This is a genomic window from Brevundimonas sp. UBA7664 (genome assembly GCF_002483305.1).
Classification (GTDB): domain Bacteria; phylum Pseudomonadota; class Alphaproteobacteria; order Caulobacterales; family Caulobacteraceae; genus Brevundimonas.
The window spans coordinates 198-22,615 of the sequence record NZ_DLHQ01000039.1 but is presented as its reverse complement, the minus strand read 5'-3'; the positions used below and the strand labels follow the sequence as shown (position 1 = coordinate 22,615).

Genomic DNA, 22,418 nt, shown 5'->3' with positions numbered 1-22,418 from the left:
GCCGCCCTTTCCTCACGCCTGACGGCCGATCGCCGTCGCGGCGCCCTGCGTATGAGCACCATCCTCGGCGGGGGTCTGCTGGCTTTGGCCGGCCTGACCGCGACCCCCGCAGCGGCCCAGGACGAGTGCGGCGCGGCCCCGATCGGCGGCGGCACGGTGACCTGCACCCCGGCCGGCAACGACTATCCGAACGGCGTCTTCTACCTGACCTTCGCCGATCCGCTGACGGTGATCCTGGAAGACGGGGTCAATATCGACACCTCGGGTGGGCTCAACCCCGGCATCCTGCTGTTCGGCCTCGGCGACGCCAGCTTTGACCTGCAGGGCATGGGCGCCAGCATCACCACCGACGCCGACGGCGGCTTCGGCATCCTGGCCGCCAGCGACCTGGGCGACATCAATCTGGAAATCGGCTCGGTGACCACCACCGGCGCCAACGCCATCGGCATCATCGGTTCCTCCGCCGAGGGCGACATCACCGTCGACGCCGGCACGGTCAGCACCAGCGGCGACGGCGCCGACGGCATCCAGGGCACCACCAACCTGGGCGACATCAGCATCGACGCCTTCACCGTCCAGACCACCGGCGCCGGTTCCAACGGCGTCTTCGCCGACAGCGACAACGGCGACATCCGCGCGGTCGTCTCAACCGTGATCACCGAAGGCGACGGCTCGACCGGCATATCGGCTGACACGACCTTCGGCGACATCGCCATCGGCGACGGCGGCGACGCCATCGTCACCTCCGGTATCGGTTCGGACGCCATCAACGCCCGCACCGCCGTCGGCGATATCGCCGTCAACGTCTTCCAGGCCCAGACCACCGGCGCCGGCTCGGACGCGATCGAAGTGAACAGCACCAGCGGCGCCGTGACCGTCAACGCCACGGCCGTGACCGCCGACGGCGACGGCTCGCGCGGCATCGTCGCCTCGGGCGAGAGCGTCGCGGTGACCCAGAGCGGCTTCTTCATCGGCACCGGCGGCGACAACGCCAACGCCATCCAGGTCCGCGCCCGCAACGGCGACGCCTCGGTCAGCACCGGCAACGCCTTCACCGGCGGCGACAACTCGGCCGTCATCGACATCACCAGCCAGGCCGGCGCGGTGACCGTCAGCGCCGGCAGCCTGACCACCAGCGGCGACAATTCGGTCGGCGTGCGCGCCGCCAGCGGCACGGCGGGCAACATCCTCTTCGGCATCCCGGCCGCCCCCGGCGGGACCGTCGACATCACCGCCGCCAGCGTCCGCACCAGCGGCGCGAACAGCACCGGCATCGTCACCAACGCCCTGTTCGGCGCCGACACCCGGATCTCGGCCAATGAAGTCCTGACCGAGGGCGACGGCGCCTCGGGCGTGGTCGCGACCTCGGCCCTCGGCGGCGACATCGACATCACCGCCGGCCGCATCACGACCGCCGGCCTCGGCTCTGACGGCATCCAGGCCATCAACACCGGCCCGGGCCTGATCACCGTCAACACCACGGGCGTGATCGCCTCGGCCCAGGGCACGGGCATCCGGCTCGACAGCGGCTCGACCGCGAACCTGACGGTCGGCGCCGGCTCCAGCGTCAACGGCGCCTTGGGCGGCGTGAACATCCTGTCCGTCGACGGGGCCACGGTCGCCAACGCCGGCACGATCGGCTCGACCGGCGGCCTTGCCCTCAACGTGGACGGCGGCGCCGCAAGCGTCGTCAACACCGGAGTGGTCAACGGCGGCATCGACCTGACCGACAACGCCGACGTCTTCTCCAACGGCGCCGGCGGACGGTTCGCCGCCGTGGGCGCCAGCGACTTCGGCGCTGGTACGGACAGCTTCGCCAACGCCGGCGTTCTGACCGCCTTCTCCTCGGCCACCTTCACCGGGCTGGAGAGCTTCAACAACACCGGGCTGATCGATCTGCGGGACGGCGCCGCCGGCGACGTCCTCACCCTGTCGGGAACGACCTTCACGGGCGGCGCCGGCAGTCAGGTCGGTCTTGACGTCTCCTTCGCAAACAACACCGCCGACCGGCTGGTGATCGGAACCGCGGCGGGCTCGACGACGCTGCTTCTGAACAACACGGCGCCCGGCGCCGCCCCGACGTTGAACCTGACGGGCATTCTGCTGGTCGACGCCGGCGCCGCGACGGCCGGCAATTTCCAGCTGGGCGGTAATACCGACTTCGGCTTCACCCGCGCGAACCTGGTGTTCGACGGCGCGACCAGCAATTTCCTGCTGGTCACCGCCCCGGATACCGAGGTGTTCGAGATCGGCCGTCTGCAAGCGGGCGTCACCAATGGCTGGAACCAGAGCGGCGACGCCTGGTCGGCCCGCATGACCGAACTGCGCGACGTGGCGTGGTCGGGACTTGAGGAACGCGCCGACGGCTTCGAGATGTGGGCCCAGGGCTATGCCGGCTCGGAAGGCCAGGACCAGGTCCGCAGCTTCAATCCGGGCGGCACGCCGGTCACAGTCGACCTGTCCTATGACCAGGAGTTCCAGGGCTTCCAGCTGGGCGGCGACATGCAGCGCTCCATGGGTTCGGGCCGGATGGTGTTCGGTCTGACCGGCGGCCTCAGCCGGTCGGACCTGGAGTTCGCCAGCGGAAACTCGATCACCTTCTCGGGCGGCAACATCGGCGCCTACGCCGCCTTGAGCGCCGGTGGCTTCTTCCTGAACGGTCTGGTCAAGGCCGACCGCTTCGAGGCCACGGTGTTCTCCGGGACGGCCCTGTTCCGCGAGGAAATCGACGGCACGAGCTACGGGGCCAAGGGTGAGGTCGGCTATCGCGTGAACCTCGGCCGCTTCTTCGTCGAGCCGGTCGCCACCTTGGCCTATGTCGATACCGACCTCGACGACCTGACGGTTCCCGGCGGCGTCTTCTCCTTCGAGGACGGCCAGAGCCTGAGGGGCGAGGCCGGGATCCGCATGGGCGGCGATTTCGCCCTCGGGTCGAGCCGCATCCAGCCGTTTGTCGGCGTGTTCGCGGTCGAGGAGTTCGAGGGCCAGAATACGGCCGTCTTCAACAGTGGAGCGACCGCATTCGGCCTTCAGGACATCGAGTCCGACACCTATGGCAAGGTCAGCCTGGGTGTTAATCTGCTGGATCAGGGCGGGGTCAACCTGTTCGTCCGGGGCGACGCCGCCTTCTCCGGCGAAGCGCAGGGCGGATCGGTCCGCATCGGCGCACGCTGGAGCTTCTGAGCCGAACGTCATGGCCGGCGAACGCCGGCCATGACGCCTTTCGTTCGCTGGCGGACTCACCGCACTGAGTGAAGGCCAGCCGATCGTTGGCAGACCGCGTCCGCCGGGGCCCGATCCTCGCATTCGTGAACGGATTGTCGGCCGGGATTAAGCCGCGTCATAAAGGTCCGGGACAGGGTCCCGGACCCCTCTTCCCACCCCCAGCGCCCGCAGTTCGATCCGCGCCGCCTGTTGCAGGATGGCGCCGGGACAGGCGCGCTCGATCTCGGACAGCAGGGTGCCGATGCCGGCGCGGCCGTCGGCGCTGGTCAGGTCGAGGCCCTCCAGGGCCTCCAGCAGGCGGGCGGCGATGCGGTCTTCGGCACGCATGATCTGTGTCCTCTTTCTGTAACGCCGACCCGGGATGATCCAGCCTGCCGGGGCGGGCGGAGTCAATCGGAACGTTCGTGATTTGTTCTTTTCGTGCACAGGGGAGGGTGGCGTCGTCGCATCGCCCTGGCGCGATCGGAGACCGCTGAGGCGCCGGGCGGCGCAAATGCCATTTCCTGCAAGGAAGTCCCCGCGCAGCGCCCCGGCCCGACGCCCCCCAAGCCCGCCCTACCCGGCCTCGCCCAGCCACCGCATCCGGCACGCCATCATCGCCGTCTCGCCCAGCCGGTCGACCAGCCGCCAGTTGACCGCCGCCCCGATCGGGGCGCCGACGACGGGGATCAGCTGGGCCAGTTTGGCCAGGTCGATATAGTCCCGGTACTCGATCTGGAACCGCCGCCAGTCGTACGCCGTGATCGCCTCCGGCTGGTCCACGCCCGCGATCCACCGCTCCAGCTCGGCCAGCGCCCCGGGCCTTCGTTTGGCGCTGGCGAAGGCGAGGTGGAAGATGTGCAGCAGGAACAGCCGTTCCCGCACCGTGTCGCCGCCCCAGCCATAGGCGCCGACCACATCGCCCAGCATCTTGACCTTGATCGCCATCAGGGCCGGAAAATCCGCCGCCGCCAGCACGAAGCCGCCCGCCCCCGCGACCCCGCCCTCGACGCTGGCCGTGGTGCGGTACGCCTTGATCCTCGCCCGCGCCCGCCGCTCGCGCGCCGCCAGCGAGCCGTCGGCCATGGGCCGGGTCTGGATCAGGTCCGAGCCGAACAATATGCCCCTGGTCATCGCCTCGACGCCCGCGGTGATGATGGCGTGGACCCGTTCCGGAATGACCTTGTTGATCCGCTCCTGGGTCCCGCGCGTGGCCCGGTCCCACAGCCCCGGCCGCTTCAGCACCTTCGCCCGCCAGGCCGCGACCTCGGCCCGCACCGTGGTCGCGTCGACGACCGTGATCAGGTCGGACGGCGTGTCCTCGACGGCGACGAACTCGGGGCGGGTTTCAGGCGGGCGGGCCATGGTCGGTTCTCGGGGCGCTCGGTTACGCAGCGTCACGGTTGCAGGCCCGCGCGCGCGGGTCTAGACCCCGCCCGACCGCGGTTCGCAACCGCAAAGATCCATCCTCCCAAGAACCTTCCTCCCGGAGACGACACCCATGGCTCGCGCGAAGATCGCCCTTATCGGCGCCGGCATGATCGGCGGCACCCTGGCCCATGTGGCCGCGCGCGAAGCGCTGGGCGACATCATCCTGTTCGACATCGCCGAGGGCACGCCCCAGGGCAAGGCGCTGGACATCGCCGAGGCCACCGCCGTGATCGGCGCGGACGTCTCGCTCAAGGGCGCCAATGACTATGCCGACATCGCGGGCGCCGACGTCTGCATCGTCACCGCCGGCGTGCCGCGCAAGCCGGGCATGAGCCGCGACGACCTGATCGGCATCAATCTGAAAGTGATGAAGGCCGTCGGCGAGGGCATCAAGGCGCACGCCCCCAACGCCTTCGTCATCTGCATCACCAACCCGCTCGACGCCATGGTCTGGGCCCTGCAGAAATTCTCGGGCCTGCCCAAGGAGAAGGTCGTCGGCATGGCCGGCGTGCTCGACAGCGCCCGCTTTGCGTATTTCCTCGCCGAGAAGACCGGCGTCTCGGTGCAGGACATCCACGCCTGGACCCTGGGCGGTCACGGCGACGACATGGTGCCGATGGTGCGCCACTCGACCGTCGGCGGCCTGCCCCTGCCCGACGCGGTCAAGGCCGGCTTCCTCAGCCAGGCCGAGCTCGACGCCATCGTCGACCGCACCCGCAAGGGCGGCGGCGAGATCGTCGCCCTGCTCAAGACCGGCTCGGCCTTCTACGCCCCGGCCGAGAGCGCCATCGCCATGGCCCGCTCCTATCTGCTCGATCAGAAGCGCGTCCTGCCCTGCGCCGTCTGGCTGTCGGGCGAATACGGCCTCAAGGACCTCTACGTCGGCGTGCCGGCGATGATCGGCGCCGGCGGCGTCGAAAAGGTGATCGAGTTCACCACCAACGACGACGAGAAGGCCATGTTCGCCAAATCGGTCGAGTCGGTGAACGGCCTGATCCAGGCCTGCAAGGACATCGACGGCTCGCTGGCTTAAGGCCGCCGCTGACGCGCGAATAGATGAAGGCCGTGGAGCGATCCGCGGCCTTCTCCTTTGATTGCTATTGTGCGGCCGGCGCCGCCCCCGGCGCCGCCGCCAGCGACTGCGCGAACGCCCGCAGCATCTGGATCCAGATCACCGTCGGTTCGCGCAGCTGGTCGGTGCCGGCGGCGGTCAGAACCACGTCATACTGGACCACGGCGCCCGCCTGGCCGCCCTCGGCCGCCGGGACGAAGAAGGCCTTCAGGAAGCGGTTCTCGCGGTTCCAGGCGTTGATCTGGTCCATGGTGATCGGGCCCGTGAAGACGGCGCTGTACTGGATGTCGTCGCACAGGGCCGCGCCGCAGGCGTAGAAGGTCAGGTTCCACGGCAGGGGCTGGTCGGCGATATGCAGGCTGGTCACCCCGTCCACCACCGTCGGCGGGTTCACCGTGCCGCCCAGACCGGTCAGCCAGGCCTGGGTTTGCGCGATCGTGACGCCGTTGCTTGAGACCGCGGCTGGCGGCGGCGTCTGGGCCAGGGCGAGGCCGGGGGCGGCGCCCGCGAGGGTCAGGACGGCGAACAGGACGGGCAGGCGGCGCATGGGCGATCTCCGGTGTCGCAAATGTTAGAGCCATCAGGCCGAGCGAAATTGTGGCGACGGGTCTAGGCCGCCCGCTCTCGCGCCAGCCAGTCGGCTCCGGCCATTTCATTCAGGCGCGAGGCGGTGCGCTGGAACTCGAACGCCCCGACCCCCTCGCGGTACAGCGCCTCCGGCGCCGCCTCGGCCAGCACCACCAGCCGCGTCCCCGCCTCATACAGGGCGTCGATCAGGGTCACGAACCGCCGCGCCGCCTGATGATTGGCGGGTCCCAGAACCGGGACATCCTCGAGGAACAGGGTGTGGAACCGTTCGGCGACGGCCAGATAGTCCTGCGGCCCCAGGGCCGCCCCGCACAGCTGGCCGAAGGTCGCCCGCGCCAGTCCGCCGTCGGTGCGCTCGATGACCACGTCGCGGCCCAGCACCTTCAGATGCGCCGGACACTCTTCCTGCTCGCCCTTCAGATCGGACCACAGCGTCTCGAAGGCGGCCCGGCAGGCCGCATCGGCCGGCGCGAACCAGACCCTGTCGCCCATCAGCCGGTCCAGCCGCCAGTCGCGCGCGCCCGCGACGCTGACGACCACGCATTTCGCCTCGATCAGCGCGATGAAGGGCACGAACAGTTCGCGGTTGATCCCGTTCAGATACAGCTGGTCCGGGGCCCGGTTCGAGGTCACCGCCAGCACCACGCCCTGCTCGAACAGCGCCTCGAACAGCCGGCCCAGGATCAGGGCGTCGGCGATGTCGGTGACCTGCAGCTCGTCGAAACACAGCAGCCGCGCCTCCGAGGCGATCAGCTCGGCCACCGGCTTGATCGGGTCGTCGCCCTTCGACTGTCCGAACACGGCCTTGCGCGTCTTCGCATCCCCCTCGCGCCACTGCCGCATCAGGTCGTGCACCCGGGCGAGGAAGGCGTGGAAATGGGCCCGCTTCTTCCGCGGCTCGGGCGTGCAGGCGTAGAACAGGTCCATCAGGATGGATTTGCCCCGTCCGGGCGGTCCCCACAGATAGACGCCGCGCACCGCGGACTGGCCGAACAGGCCACCCAGCGGGGCCTTTTTCCTCAGGTCCTTTTCCAGCCGCGACAGGGCTTCGACGACCGGAACCTGCGACGGATCGGGCGTCAGCCGGCCGTCGGCCAAACGACGGTCATAAGCGGTGCGTATGCGTGACGGCATCGTTCTCGGGCTTAGCGGCGCCCGCGACCGCTGAAAAGCGATTGCTTCGCGCCCGCGAAGGCCCACATAGGCGAACCAACACAATCAGCGCTCAAGCAGCGAGGCTCCGCGAGCCGGGCGGCGAGGCGTTCGAAGGACCAACCCCAATCGCGCTCAAGAAGCGAGCCGCCGCGCGGCGAGCGTTAGCGCAAGGAATAATGTCATGGGCTATCGCGTCGCCGTCGTAGGCGCCACCGGCAACGTCGGTCGGGAAATGCTGAACATCCTCGAGGAACTCGACTTCCCCGTCGACACCATGCACGCCGTCGCCTCGCGCAAGTCCAAGGGCGTCGAGGTGTCCTGGGGCGACAAGACGATCAAATGCGAGGACATCGAACTGTTCGATTTCTCGACCGTCGACCTGGTGCTGATGAGCGCCGGTGGCGACGCCTCGCGCGCCTGGTCCGAGAAGATCGGCAAGGCCGGCCCCATCGTCATCGACAACTCCTCGGCCTTCCGCATGGACCCGGACGTGCCGCTGATCGTGCCCGAGGTGAACCCCGACGCCATCAAGCTGGCGACGCGGAAGAACATCATCGCCAACCCCAACTGCTCGACCGCCCAGCTGGTCGTGGCGCTCAAGCCCCTGCATGACGCGGCGAAGATCAAGCGCGCCGTGGTCTCGACCTATCAATCGGTCTCGGGCGCCGGAAAGGCGGGCATGGACGAGCTGTGGAACCAGACCAAGGCCATCTACGGCCTCGGCGACGCCCGGCCGAAACTGTTCCCGAAGCAGATCGCCTTCAACGTCATCCCCTACATCGGGTCCTTCCTCGACGACGGTTCCACCGACGAGGAAGCCAAGATGTGGAAGGAGACGCACAAGATCCTCGATCCCGACATCAAGCTGACCGTCACCTGCGTGCGCGTGCCGGTCTTCGTCGGCCACTGCGAGTCGGTGAACCTCGAGTTCGACCGCCCCATCTCGCCCGACGAGGCCCGCGCCCTCCTGCGCGACGCCCCCGGCGTCATGGTCATCGATAAGCAGGAGCACGACGGCTACATCACCCCGGTCGACGCCGCCGGCGAACACGCCGTCTACGTCAGCCGCATCCGCAAGGACCCGACCGTCGAGAACGGCCTGAACCTCTGGATCGTCTCCGACAATCTGCGCAAGGGCGCGGCGCTCAACGCCGTCCAGATCGCCCAGTTGCTGGACGAGACGGGCATCATCAAGCCCGCCTCGGGGTATCGCTCGATCACGGTCTGACCGTCGTGGCGCCTGCCCCGACCGCTGCCCCCCGCGCCGCCCTGATCTCCGCCTTCGGCTGCTATGTCATGTGGGGCTTCATGCCCCTGCTGTTCATGGCCCAGGGCGCGCTCGGCTTCGACTCGCTCGAGATCCTCGCCCACCGCGCCCTGTGGGCCGTGGCCTTCGCCGGCCTGCTGGTGCTGCTGGCGAAACAGGGCGGCCAGGTCCGGTCCGCCCTGACCCATCCCGAAACCCTCGGCTGGCTGGCCCTCTCGACGCTGCTGATCGGGGTCAACTGGGGCCTCTACGTCTGGGCCACCACCCACGAGGCGACGCTCGAGGCCAGCCTCGGCTACTACATCAACCCGCTGCTCAACATGGTCGTGGGGCTGTGGCTGTTCCGCGAGAAGATCGACAAATGGGGCTGGGTCGCCATCGGCCTCGCCGCCGTCGGCGTCCTGTTCCAGACCGCCGCCCTCGGCCGCCCGCCGTGGATCTCCCTGGTCCTCGCCTTCAGCTTCGCCAGCTATGGCGTGATCCGCAAACGCGTCCCCATCGACGCCCAGGCCGGGCTTCTGGTCGAATGCCTGCTGCTGGTCCCGTTCGGCCTCGCCTGGGTGCTGTGGCTGCAGCACACCGGCGCGGGCGTCGCCTTCGACAGCCCGGTCAACACGGCCTGGGCCCTGCTCAACGGCCCCGCCACGGTCCTGCCGCTGGCCCTGTTCGCCTGGTCGGCGCGCCGCCTGCCGCTGTCGACCCTCGGCTTCATCCAGTTCCTCGCCCCGACGCTGCAGTTCGCCGTCGGTGTCTGGGCCGGCGAGGCCCTGACGCCGCTGCGGGTGATCAGCTTCGTCTTCATCTGGGGCGGCGCGGCCGTGTTCGCGGCCGCCGCCTTCCACCGCCACCGCGCCGCGCGCGAGGCGCTCAAGCGATGCGCGGAGCCGGTCTAGAGACCGTCGTACAGCGCCTGAATCAACCGTTGCGCCCGCGGGTCGCCGATCAGGTGGTGCGACTGCCGTGTCATCACATAGGCGGCGGACAGCCCGGCGTCCGGATCGGCGAAGGCGCAGCTTCCGCCCCAGCCGCAATGGCCGACCGCCTCCAGGTTGGGCCCGAAGATGTCCACCGTCTCATTGCGCGTCAGCCCCGCGGCCCAGCCCATGACGAACGGCAGCACCTTGTCCCGCCCGTGGATCCGCGACCGCGTCGCCGCCGCCAGCGTCGCCGGCGACAGCACCTGCCGCCCCTCCAGCCGCCCGCCGTCGGCGAACACCGCCATGATCCGCGCCAGGTCCCGTGCCGTCCCGTGCAGATTGGCCGAGGGAATCTCGATCATCCGCCATTCGGCCGAGTCCCGCCCCGGCGCTGATCCCCGGTCCAGGAAGGCCGCCGTCTTGACCGCGTCCGCCGGCCCCAGGTCCGCCATCCGCGACGGCTTGCGCATCTGCGCTACCCGTCCATGCTCGGCCTCCGGCAGGCCGACCCACAGGTCCAGGCCGTGCGGCTCCGCGAAATCCTCGCGCAGCGCCGTCCCCATGGTCCGCCCGTCGACGATGCGGAACAGCTCGCCCGCCAGATAGCCGATGACGATGGGGCTGTAGCCCGACGCCGTCCCCGGCGGCCACATCGGCGCCTGGGCGCACAGCCGGGCCAGGGTCGCCTCGCGGTCGAACCAGATGGCCGGGTCCTCGGGCGTGTCGAAGCCCGGCAGCCCCGCCTGGTGGCTCATCATCTGGCCGACGGTGACCGCGGCCTTGCCCGCCTGTCCGAAGGCCGGCCACCAGTCGGAAACGGGCCGCTCATAGTCCAGCAATCCCCGCTCGACGCAGGTGGCGATCATCAATGCCATCACCGCCTTGCCCGCCGAAAACACCGGCGTCAGCGTCGTCTCGCCATAGGGGAGGGTCTGCGCCGTATCGGCCCAGCCCGCCCGCAGATCGACCACGATCTCGCCGCCGATGCAGACCGTGAACCGCGCCCCGCGCTCGTTCAGGCCCTCCGGCGCCTCGGTGAAATTGGCCGCGAAGGCGTCCTTCACGGCGGCGAACCGGGCGGGGCAGGGGCCGTGGATGTCGGGAAGGGCGGTCATGGAGATGTCCTAGCGAGGCGGGCGTCCAGCGTCACCCCGCCTCCAGCCATCGCAGCACGCCGTCGGCCGCGACCACGCCCGAGGCCATTGACGCCTGCAGCAGATAGCCGCCCGTCGGCGCCTCCCAGTCCAGCATCTCTCCCGCCACGAAGACGCCGGGCAGGGCGGTCAGCATCAGCCCCGCGTCGACCTGGTCCAGCCGCACCCCGCCGGCGGATGAAATGGCCCGCTCCAGCCCCTGCACCCCGGTCAGGCTCAGCCGCACCGCCTTGATCCGTTTCGCCAGCTTGTCGGCCCCCGCCGGCAGCTCGCCCGGAATCTCGCGCAACAGGCCGACCGCGACCGGCGACAGACCCCCCGCCTTGCGCAGCCAGTTGGTCGCGCTGTCCTTGCCGCGCGGCTTGGCCAGCCGTCCCGCCAGCGCCTCGACCGACAGGTCCGGGCGCAGATCGATCGTCAGGCTCGCCGTCCCGTCGCGGTCGATCGCCTCGCGCAGCCCGGCGGACAGCGCATAGATCGCCCCACCCTCGAGACCGTAGCGGGTGACCATGGCCTCGCCGCGCACCGTCCGGTCCGCATGGGTCAGGGCGACGGGCTTCAGCGGCTGGCCGGCGAACCGGTCCGCGAACACCGGCGACCAGTCCACGTCGAAGCCGACGTTGGCGGGCCGGAACGGCTCGACCGCCACCCCGTCCGCCTCCAGCCATGCGCGCCACGCCCCGTCCGACCCCAGCCGCGGCCAGCTCGCCCCGCCCAGGGCCAGCACCACGGCGTCGGGCCGCTCGACCCGTTCGCCGTCCGGCGTTTCAAACACCCAGCCGCCGTCGCGGCGACCGACCCAGCGCGACCGCGTCCGCACCTCGACCCCCAGCTCGCCCAGCCGCCCCAGCCAAGCCCGCAGCAGCGGCGAGGCCTTCATCGCCCGCGGAAACACCCGGCCTGACGAGCCGGTGAAGGTGGTCTGCCCCAGCCCCTCGGACCAGCCGGTCAGATGCGTCGGCGAAAAGGCCTCCAGCCACCGCCCCACCGACTCTGCCGCGGCCCCATAGCGGCTCACGAACCCCGCCATCGGTTCGGAATGGGTCAGGTTCAGCCCGCCCCGCCCCGCCATCAGGAATTTGCGCCCCACCGACGGCATGGCCTCGTGCACCACGACGGCTGCGCCCGCCCGGGCCAGCCGCTCGGCCGCCATCAGTCCGGCGGGCCCGGCGCCGATCACATGGACTGTCTTGCGCATGGTCATCGCTCCTGATGGACCGGAACGCGCTGAGCCGCCATACGCTCATCCCCCATGAGCGTCGCCTTCACCCGCGAGGAAGACCTGGAGGCCACGGCCGCCGACCTTCCCGACCGTCCGATATCGCCCCACCCGAACCTGGTCACCTTGACGGGCCTGGCGCAGATCGAGTCCGCCCTGGCCTCGGCCCGCGCGGCATACTCCGCCGCCCAGGCCCAGGGCGACATCGAGGCTGACCGCACCGCCATGGCCCGCGCCACCCGCGACCTGCGCTACTGGTCGGCCCGTCGCGCCACCGCCCAGCTGGTCGAGACCACGCCCGACGGTCGCGTCCGCTTCGGCGGCTCGGTCACCCTCGAACGCGACGACGGCCGCAGCCAGACCTGGCGCATCACCGGCGAGGACGAGGCCGACCCGGCCGCCGGTTCGGTCAGCCACGTCTCGCCCCTCGCCGTCGCCCTGATCGGCAAGCGCGTGGGCGACGAGGCCGTCGTCGCCGGCCGGACCGTCGAGGTCATCGCCGTCGATTGACCGTCAATGGTTGCCCCGGCCCCCCGCTTGCCCCACCTTGGGGAACTGAAGGCGCGGATGCAGCGCTTCCTGCGTTCAAACAGCGCGACGCGCGTCAGCGCCCACAAAAGAGAAAGAGCCGCCGATGGCCCGTAAGCCCAACTACAGTTTCGAACGTCAGGAGCGCGACCGCGCCGACGCCAAGAAGGCCGCCGAGAAAGCCGCCGCCAAGGCCGAAAAGAAGGCCGCCGCCGCCGCCCGCAAGGAAGCCGGCCTGCCGCCCCTCGAGGACTGACAGCCCGTTTCCGACGGATGTCCGGCAGGACCGCGCTCGCCGCCGGATTTGTTGTGACCACATTCTCCGTCTAGAATCGCGCTTCCCGCATCTTCCCCAGTTCCCCTCCGCGCCTGCGGGGTTCGCGAACCTGTTTTCGCGTCACGGCCTTCGGGCCGCAGCGGACCAATACAAGGACGACCCATGCGTATTTCGCTTCCCGCCGCCGTTTCCTGCGCCGCCCTGCTGACCGCCGCCGCTGCGCCCGCCGCTGCCGCGCCTTTCGCGCCCACTCCGGCGCCGGCCCTTCACGCCGCCGAGGCCGAGACGATCAGCGACGCCGAGCTGGTCAGCTTCGCGGCGGCGATGGAATCGGTGCGCCCGATCGCGGCCGCCGCCGGCTCCGCTCCCACCGCCGAACAACAGGCCCAGATGGCCGCGGCGATCGAAGCGTCCGGACTGGCGCTGGAGCGATTCAACGCCATCTCCACCGCCGTCTCGACGGATGCGGTCGTCCGGGCCCGCCTTGAGCTGGCGACCACCGAGCCCTCGCCGGCCGGTTCGGCCGCCGCCGCCGTGACCGACGCTGAGGTCGAACAGTTCGTCGTGGCCATGGCCGCCGTGCAGCCGATCGCCGCCGCCCTGAACGGCGCCGCCCCCACCGCGGACCAGCAGGAAGAAATGGCGACCGCCATCGACAGCTCGGGCCTCGCCCGCGAGCGGTTCAACGCCATCTCCGGCGCCGTGTCGCAGGACGCCTATCTGCGCGCCCGCCTCGCCGTCGCCGACGCCCGCCGCGCCGGCTGATCCAGGCCGCACGCGCTTGTCATCCCGGACGCCGCACAGCGGCGATCCGGGACGGCATGCCGCCACTCATCAATCCTCCCGGAAATCGCAGCGCGATTATCCGGGAGACAGGCCGGCGCCGCGCTGTGTCCTGACCTTTCTCCCGGACAGCTGCTGACGCAGCTTCCGGGAGTTTTGCTGTCTGGGCCAAAGCGTCCCGGATCGCCGCTTCGCGACGTCCGGGATGACAAGGGCTCAGCGCGTCTCCGCCCTCACCCGGTCCTGGGTCTCGCCGAGCACCGCCGCCAACGCCTCGATGCCATACGGTTTCGACAACAGCCGGAACCGCTCCGTCGTCGCCGTCGCCGCCGCCTCGCTGAAACCGGTGGTCAAGACCACGGGCAGGCCGGGATGGCGCTCCCGGATGGCCTTGGCCAGGGCCAGACCGTCCATCTCGCCCGGCATCACCATGTCCGAGAACACCAGATCGAACCGCTCGCCCTGTTCCAGCAGGCGCAGGGCGTCGGCCGCCTGGGCCGCGCGGACATAGGTGTAGCCCAGGTCGCGGACCATATGACCGACCCCGGCCGCCACGGCGTCATCGTCCTCGACCAGCAGCAACCGTCCCTCCGCCCTGCGCGTCAACCGCTCCGGGTCGGCCGCCGCCGGCGACCGGTCCGTCGCCGTCGCCGTCGCTGGCTTGTCCGTGCGCGGCAGGCACAGGGTGAAGGTCGTGCCGAGCCCCTCGGCGGACTCGACGCTGATCTCCCCCCCGGACGACCGCGCGAAACCATAGACCTGCGACAGACCCAGACCGGTCCCCCGGCCGACCTCCTTGGTCGTGAAGAAGGGCTCGAACACCCGCGAGGCCACGGCTTCCGCCATGCCCGTGCCGGTGTCGGCGATCCTCAGGCAGACCATGTCGGGCGTCGGGCCCTCGCCCGTCATATTGTGCGCCGACAGGATGATCCGGCCTCCGTTCGGCATGGCGTCGCGCGAATTGACCGCCAGATTGAGCAGGGCCAGCTCCAGCTCGCCGGGATCGGCCTCGATGCGCCACAGATCGTCGGGCAGGTCCAGCACCACCTCGATGTCCTCGCGCAGCGCCCGGTCGAGCAGGAAGCGCAGGCCCTCGATCCGGGTCGGCAGATGCAGCACCTCGGTCTTCAGCGGCGCCCGGCGCGAGAAGGCCAGCATCTGGCGGGTCAGGGCAGCCCCGCGTTCGACGGCCTGCCGCACGCCCTCGGTCAGGGCCTGGCGCTTCGCCGGGTCCGTGGTGCGGTCCAGCAGCTCCACCCCGCTGGAGGCCACCATCAGCAGGTTGTTGAAGTCATGCGCGATGCCCCCGGTCAGCCGGCCGATGGCCTCCATCTTCTGGCTCTGGCGCAGGGCTTCCTCGGCCTTCTCCCGCTCGGCCATCTGCTGGTGCAGCAGGTCGTTGGTCTCGGCCAGGATCTCCGCCCGGTCGGCCAGTTCCCGGTTGGCCCGGCGCAACGCCCCCTGCGCCACCGCCAGCACGATGACGACCAGACCGGCCAGTCCCAGCACCAGCACCAGGCCGGCGAACCGGCTGAAGGTCTGTGACGCCGGCGTGTCCAGCAGCTGCAGGCGGGCGGTCCCCAATGTCTGGCCGGCTTCCTCGACGGGCCTCACCACATACAGGCGTCCGTCCTGAAACCGGGTCGTGCGCCCGCGCGGCGTGGCCACCGGCGGAATGGTCTCGCCCGGGCGCGCGAAACTGGCGACGATGCGGTTGTTCTCGTCATAGACGGCCGCGGCCATGACGTTGGGATTGACCTGCACCGCGTCGACATAGTCCTGGGCCGCCGCCCGGTCGTCGAAGGCCAGGGCGCCGCTGACCGCCGAGGCCAGCAGGTCCGCCTGGGCCCCGGCCTCGCGGGCCATCTGGCCCTTGAGGGCGCGTTCGCTCAGCACCCCGATGGCCACGCCCGCGATCAGCAGAAGCAGCAGCGACCCCAGCGCCAGCAGGGGAAAGCGGCTGTGTCTGAGGCGGGCGATCATCCGCATCTCAGCCCGCCCGCACGGACAGGGCGAGGTTCAGCAGGCGCGAACTGATCGCCAGGCCGCTGCGCGTCGCCGCCTGCTGGTCGATGTGGAACCGCACGCGGGCGTCGCTGAGCACGAAATGGACCATGCCGCGCTCCGGCGCGATGGCCGAGTCCGTCACCAGCAGCAGGCCGGTCTGGCCGGCCGCCGCGGGGATCAGGGTCTCGGCCCCGGCTCCGGCGTAGAGGATATGGCAGCCGGCGGTCGCCTCCCGCGTCGCCGGGCGGCGCACGGCGAGGGGGCGTCCATAGGCCGTCTGGCCCCGCGCCGCCCGGTCCAGGGTCGCACCGAAGGGATCGCGGCCGGCGACGCAGATCACCACCGGCGCGCGGGCGTCGGCGAACGCCCGCGGCGGCCATTCCACGAAGGCGGTGAACCGGACCAGATAGTTGGCCTTGACCGCATATTCGAGCGGGCTCTGGGGCAGGACAGTCGCCGCCGCCGCCGGACCCGCGAGGACCCAGGCGACGGCCACGAGGATCGCGACGAGCCGCCCCTCCCGGTCCATCTCAGAAGCTCACGCGCAGGGCGGCGAAGACGCTGCGGCCGAAGGCCCGCCGCCGGACCGGATCGCCGGTTTCGACCCGCCGGTCCTCGATCAGGTTCCGGCCGGTCGCCGACAGCTCCAGCGTCTCGGTCAGACGCCAGCCCAGCCGCACATCGGCCTCGACATAGCTGTCCACGGTCGCCAGCGCATCGACCGCCCGCAGGCTCAGGTCCAGGTCCAGGTCGTCCGAGATCCGCGACTGCGACCGCACCAGGACCTGATAGCCCGGATCGTCGCCGACCGAGGCCAGGCCCGAGATGTCCAGCGCCGCCGGCGGGGCCGAGAAATCCTTCTCCAGCGTGCTCAGCCCCGCGCTGAGCCGCCAGCGGTCGGTCACATCATAGCTGCCCCAGGCCTCGACCCCCCAGGCCTCGCCCGCGCCGCCGTTGGTGAAGGTCAGCGGCAGGAAGGTGGCCGGGTTCAGCGAGGTGGTCCGCAGGTCGTCATAGACATTGTAGAAGGCCGAGACCGAGAACGAGGCCCGGGGCAGGGGATTGGCCCGGTAGCCCAGTTCGTACGCCGTCAGCGTTTCCGACTGGAACTCGCCGCCGACCAGAAACCCGGGCAGGGTCAGGCCGCGCTCGATCCGGTTCGGGGTGCGGCTGGCGCGGCTGATCGCGGCCCAGACCAGATCCCCGCCGGGCCGCTTCCAGCCCAGCCGGACGTTGGGCAGGAATTCCTCGCCCGAGAAACTGTTGTCCTCGTATTTGGCCCCCAGCGTCAGCGTCAAACTGTCGGTCAGGGCGATCTGGCAGCTGCCCGCCCGCCAGCGGCCGCGCCCATCGCCCGAGGAGATTGTGTCCGCTGACCCGCGTCTCCGTGCCCGAAAAGTCCTCGTTGACCGTCACCTCATTGTCGAACACATCGCCCTGCAGCGTCAGTTCATTGACCCCGGCGTGCCAGTCCAGTCGCGCCCCGCCGCGCAGGGCTTCAGCCGCATCGGTGGCGTCGCCGCCGGTCAGGCGGAAGCTGTCGTCGCGCGCCGCCCCGATCAGATAGGCCCGCCAGCCCCCCGCCTCGCCCAGCCGCCCTCCGTGGCGCACGGCGAAGGTCGTCTCCTCATTGCCGGTCCCCACGCTGACCAGCGTCCCCACGGTCTCCCGGGCCGACCGGGTGATGATGTTGATCACCCCGTTCATGGCGTTCGACCCGTACAGCGCCCCGCCCGGCCCGCTGATCACCTCGATCCGCTCGATGTCCTCCAGCATCAGGTCGCGCGCGTCCCAGAACACGCCCGAGCTCAGGGTCGAATACAGGCTGCGCCCGTCGACCATGACCAGCAGCTTGTTGGAGGTCTCATAGCCGTTGAACCCGCGCGCGCTGATCGCATAGTCGACCGAATTGACCCGCTGCACGTTCAGATTGGGGGCCAGCCGCAGCACCTCGGGCAGGCTGGTCGCGCCCGAGCGCCGGATGTCCTCGGCCGAGATGACGAAGATGGCCGCCGCCGCATCGGCCAGGGCCTCGGGCCGTCGCGACACCGAGACCACCTCGACCATGGCCAGTTCTTCCAGCGACATCCGCGCCAGGTCCTGGACTCCGGGATCGCCCGGGCCGCCGAGGCTCTGGCCCCGGGTCACGACCTCGTCGTGGCCGGGCGCGCGGGCCTGCGCCGCCGCCGGAACGGCGCACAGCAAGGCCGCCGCCGCCACCGCACCTCGTCTCTCCCGACAGAACAAGCGCCTTCCCCCTCACAAGCGTCGCCATGTGACCGGGGAGAACGCCCCTTCCCCCAAACGGTTGCAGGCCCCCGCGGCGCCCGCACCCGCCCCCGCACCCCGGTCCCGCGCGCACCCCACAATCCGCTCATCCCGGCGAAAGCCGGGACCCAGTCCTGTCCAGCTTGTCGCCGGCGTTTCAGGACGACCGGGCGCGTTCCAGGCACGACCCGCCATCACCAAAAGCCCTGGGTCCCGGCTTTCGCCGGGATGAGCGGTTCTAAAAAGCCAGATATCCCAAGGATCGGCGCGCCCCGCGCACCCGACACGCCCAGCCCCGGTCGCCCGACCCGGCGCGGGTCAAGGACAGGCCGTCCCGGCCTGCCGCGCGAGCGGCGCGCAGCGTCCTTGAGGCGCGCCGGGGCGGGTGGCTCTCAGCAGACTTGACTGCCTCGCGCGGTGAGGGCTCCTGCGCTTGGCTGATCGCCGCGAGAAGCCGTCAGTGTCTTGAGACGACCGGCGTTTCCCGCCGAACCCGACTATGATTTCGGGATTGTGAGCAGAGGGTCACGGCACCCGACGCCGGTAAGCCCGTCGCAGTCGATCTCAAATCCAACTCTGAACGTCTTCCTCCAGGACGTCGGTTATGAACTTCCGTCCGAACCCCCATGCCGCGACGAGGGCCCCGCAGAGCCCGCCGATGATCCAAAGCTGCCAATCGGACGAGAGGCGTTCCCATTTCGTCCGATTGAGACGGGTTTGGTTACGCCACGCCGTGTCGGCCGTTCCAGAGACAATCGTCCGGTCGTCCAGATGCACGGAGTTTAGCCGGCCCGTCAGGTTGATGGTATCTCGATTGGTCAAGGTTGTTGTCGTTCCATCGACGGTTAGAGTGCCTTTCGTGGTCCGGCCAGAGAGTCGGCCAAGACCCGCGGATGTCCCCGAACCTCGATCATCACCTGCATCGCTGATCATCAGGTTGCCGCTGAAGGGGGGGATGGTCAGTTGATGCCCCCCTCTCTCAAAAGCCCGCAATTCCTCAGGTCCGGCAATGACGCTGAATATCAGTTCTAGGACGACGACAGGATCGTCCAGCGTAAGCGCTCCGCCGCCCCCCTCTGAGATATTACCGGAAACATTTCGGCACCTCGGTGCCTCATCGTATCGCTCCCTTGGCACAGGCAAGGCTTGTAGCCTGTAGCTCTTGCCGTCCAAGGAGAACTCGACGGCTTTTCCAGCCGGGGCCATGACCTCTCGGTCAAAGTCGAATAAGGCCGGACGCACTACAAACACCGTGCTGTCTCGAAAGCTTGAAATCAGCCCAATTTCGTTGTCGATAGTCGTAACACTAAGCGATCGAGTTGTTTCACCGTCATTGACGGTAGAGGAAGTGAAGACGATTCCTGAACCATAACCATGCTGTGTGTATGTTGCCCCATTCTCTGGCACAATTATCAATGCCGACGGACCCTCAAGGAGCGCGATATCAAAGCTCTGCGCATCGTTAACTGACAGAAATGGGGTTCCCTCGGCGGCTCTCCTCTCACTCGCTCCCCCAAAGCAATCTGCAAATAGACGAACCTCCACGCGAAAGTGACGATCGCCAGCGCCTTTTCTCCAGGCAGCTTTTGGATTTGAACGGAACGGCTCCACGATAACTCGGCTCGTGATTGGATGATTGCCGATCCAGCTAAATTCTTCTGTCGGATCTTCATCGTCTTTGCGAGGAGGTCTTGAAGTTGTCGCATAGAATGCAGACAGCGCGCCTTCAGATTCCAGAGTTACTTCAATAGGTATTGGATTGTAAAGAATTCTGCTAGTTAAGTGGATCAAGCTTGAGACGATTAATCCGCTCGCTATGAGAGATATGCAAGGGGTAATCATTGATATGTACCCCATACCGTCAGAAAGTTGTTTTAATGTGCGGTATAGGGAAAGAACTATCGCCGATAGCGCAGCCAGTATAACGCCGCCGACCAAATTTGATGCAATATTTAATAAAATACTGCCCATATCTATACTGTCGCTGAACAGAATAACGGCGGTATCAAATATAGAGTATGAAATCCACAATGAAATCGCCACTGAGACTAGGACTGATTTCAATTTCCTTGCTCTTAGTGAGTAGATGCTGACAATAAGAGCTATAACTATTGTCGGCACATTCGCTGACGCGAGGAGCCAAACACCCAAATCTGGAAATACCGGTATGCTGTTCTGATATGCAGCTTCAAAGTAGCTTGGAGCGCCCGAATCTAACAGGGACAGGGCGGCTACTTGAAATTGAGGGCCAACGCCGACAACGAACGATACGAAGATGGCGAACGGAAGCACCAATAGGAGCCATTCTCGACTCGTATACAGGCCTATAAATCGGGCCGCCTTCCCCGCGCATGCGGTCGCCATTTGCTTAAGAAAGCGCTGAACCGTCATCTTTCCGCTCCCCCCACACCTTCACTAATACGATTCGATTTGCGGCAACGCGCGTGCATTCCAGTTCAGCGGTGCACTGAGTTAGGCAGTCCGCGTTAAAACAAGAGGGCGGGCCATCTCCGGACCCGCCCTCTGCTTCACCTCAGCGAACTGAACTCCCGTCCCGGGCTACCGCCGGGGCCGTGCCGAAGCGGGCTGACGCCCGCCTCCGTTCGGATCAGAAGGCTATGCCGCCGCCACCCATGGAGCCGGCGTCGGTGCCCGGCGATTTCTCCGGCGCATTAGCCACGGCCGCTGAGGGGATGTTCAGTATGCCGGCCAGCCCGCCCCCCCCTACGCCGCCCGCAACGGCTCAATCTTCGCCAACTCCTCCCGCCCCGCGATCGCCGCCTTCGACAGATCATGCTGCGTCTGCAGGTTCATCCAGAACTCCGCCGTCGTCCCGAACACCCGCGCCAGCCGCAGGGCCGTGTCCGAGGTCACCGGCTGCTGCTCGCGCACCAGCCGCTCGATCCGCGTCCGGTCCTTCAGCCCCATGGCCCGGGCCAGGGCGCCGGGCGTCAGGCCGTAGTCGGGCAGGAAGTCCTCGCGCAGATGCGCGCCCGGATGGGCCAGGGGCTCGGCGAAGGTCGTGTAATCGTGGGCGGTCATCCCGGCGTCCTCAGTGATAGTCCACGAACTCGACCTGCTCCGGGCCGTGGTCGCCCCAGACGAAGCAGATGCGGAACTGGTCGTTGACGCTGATCGACCACTGTCCCGCGCGGTCGGCGCCCAGTCTGTGCAGCCGGTGGCCCGGCGGCGCGCGCAGGTCCTCGACGGTGACGGCGGCGTCCAGCCGTTCCAGCCGCCGCCGCGTCGCCCGGACCAGATCGGCCGGAAAGCCTTTCGGCGCGCGGCCCTCGAAGACCAGCCGCGCGTCGCGGGATTTCCAGCTCCGGATCATAACACGGTGTAGCGCGACACGCTACGCTCCTGATATTGCCCACCAATGGAACAAAACAGGAACACAAACGAGCGGCCCGGACAACGAAAAAGGGCGGAGCCTCGCGGCCCCGCCCTTCCCGTTCGTTCAGCCTGACGACTGAGCGTGGATCAGAAATCCATATCGCCCATGCCGCCCATGCCGCCGCCGCCCATGCCGCCGGCGCCGCCAGCGGCCGCCTTCTTCGGCGCGTCAGCCACGGCCGCTTCCGTCGTGATCAGGATGCCGGCGACCGAGGCCGCGTCCTGCAGGGCGGTGCGCACGACCTTGGCGGGGTCGATGACGCCGGCCTGGATCATGTCGACGTATTCCTCGGTCTGGGCGTTGAAGCCGTAGGTGGCCGAGGGGTTTTCCAGCACCTTGCCGACGACGATGGAGCCTTCGACGCCCGCGTTCTCGACGATCTGACGGATCGGGGCCTGGATGGCGCGGCGGATGATGGCGATGCCGGCGGTCTGGTCGGCGTTGTCGCCTTTCAGGCCTTCCAGCGCCTTGGTCGCCTTCAGCAGGGCGATGCCGCCGCCGGGGACGATGCCTTCTTCAACGGCTGCACGCGTGGCGTTCAGGGCGTCGTCGACGCGGTCCTTCTTCTCCTTGACCTCGACCTCGGTCGAGCCGCCGACGCGGATGACCGCGACGCCGCCGGCCAGCTTGGCCAGACGTTCCTGCAGCTTTTCCTTGTCGTAGTCGGACGAGGTGTCCTCGATCTGCTTCTTGATCTGGCCGATGCGGGCCTCGATCGCGTCCTTCTCACCAACGCCGTCCACGATGGTGGTGTCGTCCTTGGTGATGGTGACCTTCTTGGCCTTGCCGAGCATGTCGAGGGTGACGTTCTCGAGCTTGATGCCGAGGTCTTCCGAGATGACCTGGCCGCCGGTCAGGACGGCGATGTCCTCCAGCATGGACTTGCGGCGGTCGCCGAAGCCCGGGGCCTTGACGGCGGCGACGCGCAGGCCGCCGCGCAGCTTGTTGACGACCAGGGTGGCCAGGGCCTCGCCCTCGATGTCCTCGGCGATGATCAGCAGCGGGCGGCCGCTCTGGACCACGGCTTCCAGGATCGGCAGCATCGACTGCAGCGACGAGAGTTTCTTCTCGTGCAGCATGATCAGAGGCTCCTCGAGCTGGACCTCCATCTTGTCGGCGTTGGTGATGAAGTAGGGCGACAGGTAGCCGCG

At 68.6% G+C, this 22,418-nt stretch carries 20 protein-coding genes and 1 pseudogene; 7 read left to right on the top strand and 14 right to left on the bottom strand.

Translation table 11 applies throughout. From position 1 onward, the window contains the following. The first annotated feature begins 51 nt into the window (after positions 1-51). Complete coding sequence (locus B2742_RS09155; RefSeq protein WP_292065343.1) at positions 52-3,183, top strand: autotransporter outer membrane beta-barrel domain-containing protein; 3,132 nt, start codon at positions 52-54, stop codon at positions 3,181-3,183. Positions 3,184-3,330: 147 nt separating this feature from the next. On the opposite strand, the gene B2742_RS09150 is transcribed toward B2742_RS09155, so the two are convergent. Then, positions 3,331-3,552: a hypothetical protein gene (locus tag B2742_RS09150; protein ID WP_292065341.1), complete on the bottom strand. Its 222-nt coding sequence runs from the start codon at positions 3,550-3,552 to the stop codon at positions 3,331-3,333. 228 nt (positions 3,553-3,780) lie between these two features. Further along, on the bottom strand, positions 3,781-4,569 hold the full coding sequence (locus tag B2742_RS09145; protein WP_292065339.1) for an EcsC family protein: 789 nt from the start codon (positions 4,567-4,569) through the stop codon (positions 3,781-3,783). Positions 4,570-4,705: 136 nt separating this feature from the next. Here B2742_RS09145 and mdh point away from each other — a divergent pair, with 136 nt between their 5' ends. Beyond that, positions 4,706-5,668, top strand: a complete 963-nt coding sequence (mdh, locus tag B2742_RS09140; protein WP_292065337.1) for a malate dehydrogenase — start codon at positions 4,706-4,708, stop codon at positions 5,666-5,668. A gap of 64 nt (positions 5,669-5,732) precedes the next feature. On the opposite strand, the gene B2742_RS09135 is transcribed toward mdh, so the two are convergent. Further along, a complete protein-coding gene (locus B2742_RS09135; RefSeq protein WP_292065336.1) occupies positions 5,733-6,254 on the bottom strand; it encodes a YbjN domain-containing protein in 522 nt (173 codons plus the stop codon). A 62-nt stretch (positions 6,255-6,316) separates the two neighbouring features. Continuing rightward, positions 6,317-7,429: a cell division protein ZapE gene (zapE, locus tag B2742_RS09130; protein ID WP_292065330.1), complete on the bottom strand. Its 1,113-nt coding sequence runs from the start codon at positions 7,427-7,429 to the stop codon at positions 6,317-6,319. A 202-nt stretch (positions 7,430-7,631) separates the two neighbouring features. Here zapE and B2742_RS09125 point away from each other — a divergent pair, with 202 nt between their 5' ends. Further along, a complete protein-coding gene (locus B2742_RS09125) occupies positions 7,632-8,678 on the top strand; it encodes an aspartate-semialdehyde dehydrogenase (protein WP_292065329.1) in 1,047 nt (348 codons plus the stop codon). A 5-nt stretch (positions 8,679-8,683) separates the two neighbouring features. Beyond that, positions 8,684-9,610 carry an EamA family transporter RarD gene (rarD, locus tag B2742_RS09120; protein WP_292065326.1) on the top strand — a complete coding sequence of 309 codons (927 nt, stop codon included), beginning with the start codon at positions 8,684-8,686 and terminating at the stop codon, positions 9,608-9,610. Here the strand turns inward: rarD and B2742_RS09115 are convergent. Together B2742_RS09115 and B2742_RS09110 are read right to left on the bottom strand one after the other, a co-directional pair. Further along, the gene (locus tag B2742_RS09115) at positions 9,607-10,749 is read right to left on the bottom strand and encodes a serine hydrolase domain-containing protein (RefSeq protein WP_292065323.1); all 1,143 of its coding nucleotides are present in this window, start codon (positions 10,747-10,749) and stop codon (positions 9,607-9,609) included. The genes rarD and B2742_RS09115 overlap by 4 nt on opposite strands. Before the next feature lie 31 nt (positions 10,750-10,780). Next, the gene (locus B2742_RS09110) at positions 10,781-11,986 is read right to left on the bottom strand and encodes a TIGR03862 family flavoprotein (protein WP_414633055.1); all 1,206 of its coding nucleotides are present in this window, start codon (positions 11,984-11,986) and stop codon (positions 10,781-10,783) included. A gap of 54 nt (positions 11,987-12,040) precedes the next feature. Here B2742_RS09110 and greA point away from each other — a divergent pair, with 54 nt between their 5' ends. From greA to B2742_RS09095, 3 genes are all read left to right on the top strand, one after another. Continuing rightward, positions 12,041-12,517: a transcription elongation factor GreA gene (gene greA, locus B2742_RS09105; protein WP_292065320.1), complete on the top strand. Its 477-nt coding sequence runs from the start codon at positions 12,041-12,043 to the stop codon at positions 12,515-12,517. A gap of 124 nt (positions 12,518-12,641) precedes the next feature. Further along, the gene (locus B2742_RS09100) at positions 12,642-12,791 is read left to right on the top strand and encodes a hypothetical protein (protein ID WP_284222964.1); all 150 of its coding nucleotides are present in this window, start codon (positions 12,642-12,644) and stop codon (positions 12,789-12,791) included. Between the two features lie 183 nt (positions 12,792-12,974). Beyond that, positions 12,975-13,577, top strand: coding sequence for a DUF4168 domain-containing protein (locus B2742_RS09095; RefSeq protein WP_292065317.1), 603 nt, complete (start codon positions 12,975-12,977; stop codon positions 13,575-13,577). Positions 13,578-13,811: 234 nt separating this feature from the next. Here the strand turns inward: B2742_RS09095 and B2742_RS09090 are convergent, their stop codons facing one another. The 8 genes and pseudogenes from B2742_RS09090 to groEL all read right to left on the bottom strand — a co-directional run. Continuing rightward, entirely contained in the window at positions 13,812-15,578 is a 1,767-nt protein-coding gene (locus B2742_RS09090) for an ATP-binding protein (RefSeq protein ID WP_292065315.1), read from the bottom strand. Positions 15,579-15,585: 7 nt separating this feature from the next. After that, entirely contained in the window at positions 15,586-16,131 is a 546-nt protein-coding gene (locus tag B2742_RS09085) for a YfiR family protein (RefSeq protein WP_292065313.1), read from the bottom strand. Between the two features lies 1 nt (position 16,132). Next, complete coding sequence (locus tag B2742_RS09080; protein WP_292065311.1) at positions 16,133-16,900, bottom strand: TonB-dependent receptor domain-containing protein; 768 nt, start codon at positions 16,898-16,900, stop codon at positions 16,133-16,135. A gap of 409 nt (positions 16,901-17,309) precedes the next feature. Next, positions 17,310-17,669: pseudogene (locus B2742_RS09075) on the bottom strand (TonB-dependent receptor plug domain-containing protein); the annotation flags it as partial. Between the two features lie 765 nt (positions 17,670-18,434). Further along, entirely contained in the window at positions 18,435-20,261 is a 1,827-nt protein-coding gene (locus tag B2742_RS09070) for a hypothetical protein (RefSeq protein ID WP_292065309.1), read from the bottom strand. Between the two features lie 333 nt (positions 20,262-20,594). Beyond that, positions 20,595-20,912, bottom strand: a complete 318-nt coding sequence (locus tag B2742_RS09065) for a HigA family addiction module antitoxin (RefSeq protein ID WP_292065307.1) — start codon at positions 20,910-20,912, stop codon at positions 20,595-20,597. Between the two features lie 10 nt (positions 20,913-20,922). Further along, a complete protein-coding gene (locus tag B2742_RS09060) occupies positions 20,923-21,204 on the bottom strand; it encodes a type II toxin-antitoxin system RelE/ParE family toxin (protein ID WP_292065304.1) in 282 nt (93 codons plus the stop codon). Between the two features lie 149 nt (positions 21,205-21,353). Then, positions 21,354-22,418, bottom strand: a 1,065-nt coding sequence (gene groEL, locus B2742_RS09055) for a chaperonin GroEL (RefSeq protein ID WP_292065301.1), incomplete at its 5' end; no start/stop codon positions are given.

What these genes read in the sequence shown, in the direction of transcription:
- B2742_RS09155 (WP_292065343.1), top strand. Translation starts at nt 52, where the DNA reads ATGAGCACCATCCTCGGCGGGGGTCTGCTGGCTTTGGCCGGCCTGACC.
- B2742_RS09150 (WP_292065341.1), bottom strand. Translation starts at nt 3,552, where the DNA reads ATGCGTGCCGAAGACCGCATCGCCGCCCGCCTGCTGGAGGCCCTGGAG.
- B2742_RS09145 (WP_292065339.1), bottom strand. Translation starts at nt 4,569, where the DNA reads ATGGCCCGCCCGCCTGAAACCCGCCCCGAGTTCGTCGCCGTCGAGGAC.
- mdh (WP_292065337.1), top strand. Translation starts at nt 4,706, where the DNA reads ATGGCTCGCGCGAAGATCGCCCTTATCGGCGCCGGCATGATCGGCGGC.
- B2742_RS09135 (WP_292065336.1), bottom strand. Translation starts at nt 6,254, where the DNA reads ATGCGCCGCCTGCCCGTCCTGTTCGCCGTCCTGACCCTCGCGGGCGCC.
- zapE (WP_292065330.1), bottom strand. Translation starts at nt 7,429, where the DNA reads ATGCCGTCACGCATACGCACCGCTTATGACCGTCGTTTGGCCGACGGC.
- B2742_RS09125 (WP_292065329.1), top strand. Translation starts at nt 7,632, where the DNA reads ATGGGCTATCGCGTCGCCGTCGTAGGCGCCACCGGCAACGTCGGTCGG.
- B2742_RS09115 (WP_292065323.1), bottom strand. Translation starts at nt 10,749, where the DNA reads ATGACCGCCCTTCCCGACATCCACGGCCCCTGCCCCGCCCGGTTCGCC.
- B2742_RS09110 (WP_414633055.1), bottom strand. Translation starts at nt 11,986, where the DNA reads ATGCGCAAGACAGTCCATGTGATCGGCGCCGGGCCCGCCGGACTGATG.
- greA (WP_292065320.1), top strand. Translation starts at nt 12,041, where the DNA reads ATGAGCGTCGCCTTCACCCGCGAGGAAGACCTGGAGGCCACGGCCGCC.
- B2742_RS09100 (WP_284222964.1), top strand. Translation starts at nt 12,642, where the DNA reads ATGGCCCGTAAGCCCAACTACAGTTTCGAACGTCAGGAGCGCGACCGC.
- B2742_RS09095 (WP_292065317.1), top strand. Translation starts at nt 12,975, where the DNA reads ATGCGTATTTCGCTTCCCGCCGCCGTTTCCTGCGCCGCCCTGCTGACC.
- B2742_RS09090 (WP_292065315.1), bottom strand. Translation starts at nt 15,578, where the DNA reads ATGATCGCCCGCCTCAGACACAGCCGCTTTCCCCTGCTGGCGCTGGGG.
- B2742_RS09085 (WP_292065313.1), bottom strand. Translation starts at nt 16,131, where the DNA reads ATGGACCGGGAGGGGCGGCTCGTCGCGATCCTCGTGGCCGTCGCCTGG.
- B2742_RS09070 (WP_292065309.1), bottom strand. Translation starts at nt 20,261, where the DNA reads ATGACGGTTCAGCGCTTTCTTAAGCAAATGGCGACCGCATGCGCGGGG.
- B2742_RS09065 (WP_292065307.1), bottom strand. Translation starts at nt 20,912, where the DNA reads ATGACCGCCCACGATTACACGACCTTCGCCGAGCCCCTGGCCCATCCG.
- B2742_RS09060 (WP_292065304.1), bottom strand. Translation starts at nt 21,204, where the DNA reads ATGATCCGGAGCTGGAAATCCCGCGACGCGCGGCTGGTCTTCGAGGGC.